We start from the raw sequence: 1,245 nt of genomic DNA, 5'->3' as shown, positions 1-1,245 counted from the left end.
CTGAAGGATCCCCTCATAAATCAGCCATAGCATAGCCATATTTGAGCAACTGATTGGCGAATAATACCCAGGCCGCCAGCAATTCTTTCTCCGTGATTTGATAATCAGGCCGCCTGAGTACCTCCAATCCCAAGCGAATCGTTGAGAGTACCGTTCGATGCCCAATGGTATTGGCCTGAAAATGCTTATCCCAGCCCTGTTGCTGTGCGTGTAAACCAACTAGCCACAACAGGCATTGAACCATCAACGCTATCAGTAGGATGATGTCGAATCGCTCTGGACTGTTGGTACGACTTTGGCGTAAGCCAAAGCCGTATGCCGGGCTTTTGAGGTCACGAAAGGTTTCCTCTATTTGCATACGTTTGGCGTACAGGTTTACCAGCTGCTTTGGGCTCCGAGATTCTGGTGGTAAATTGCTGGCTAACACCCAAGGCTCTTTCGCCGATGTTGAGTACGTTTTTGCCGATGGATGGTGGCAATTAGTCCTCGTTGAACGCTGATTTGTACGCCCCTTAGGTTTGCTACGATAAAGCGTGAGATGGCAATTGATAGGGTTAGTTTTGGTCAAGGTCTTACAACCCAGGCTCTTCGCTTGACCGTTGGCCAAGTCATGTGTACTGCGAACTGCACGCCAATTTTCAGCGCCAATATCTGCAAATTGAACTGTACCGCGAATACGGCTTAGCCAAAACCAACCATGCGCCTCAACCTCTTTGTACCAAGGCACTTTGAACCCCGCGTCAGTCACGATGAGAGGGGTAACATGCAAAGGTAAAATCTTGGCTAAGTCCGCTAAAAAACCGTTGTGGGAGGCCTTAGAGCATTGTTCTGATAGGGGATAGGACTTCTCATACAGGGTAATAGAGCGGCCATTGAAGGCTATTGAGGCGCGCAGAGCCATGATGCGTTTATGCTCTCGGATGTCTGACCAATCGACGAGCACAATCGGCATAGGGTTACCAGAACAGATGAGGCTGGCATGCCATTGGTAGACAGCTAACCGTTCTTGATGCAGATGCGTGTTGCCGAGCAAACGATCAATGCGCTTGATGTTGTGCTTGGTTCGGGCCGTGGTTGGTAAATTTCGACCTAACTCAGTCAAGGTCAGTGTCTTACATTCAATCAGTGCCTTAGAGGCCAGCATCAAGCTGTTTAATCGTTTTAGGTGAAGTTCTGGGCAGTATTGGTGTAAAGAATGTTGTAGGATATTGGCTTCGCGCATCTTGTTGTCCAAGTGTAGTTTTT

The 1,245-nt window shown here is 48.4% G+C and carries 1 protein-coding gene; it reads right to left on the bottom strand.

From position 1 onward, the window contains the following. Nucleotides 1-13 precede the first annotated feature (13 nt). A complete protein-coding gene (locus L5M49_RS25020; protein ID WP_001206290.1) occupies nt 14-1,222 on the bottom strand; it encodes an IS4-like element IS10A family transposase in 1,209 nt (402 codons plus the stop codon). Nucleotides 1,223-1,245: the final 23 nt, after the last annotated feature.

Source organism: Shewanella sp. SM74 (assembly GCF_025653725.1).
Classification (GTDB): Bacteria; Pseudomonadota; Gammaproteobacteria; order Enterobacterales; family Shewanellaceae; genus Shewanella; species Shewanella oncorhynchi.
This window is presented reverse-complemented; position numbering and strand designations above follow the sequence as displayed.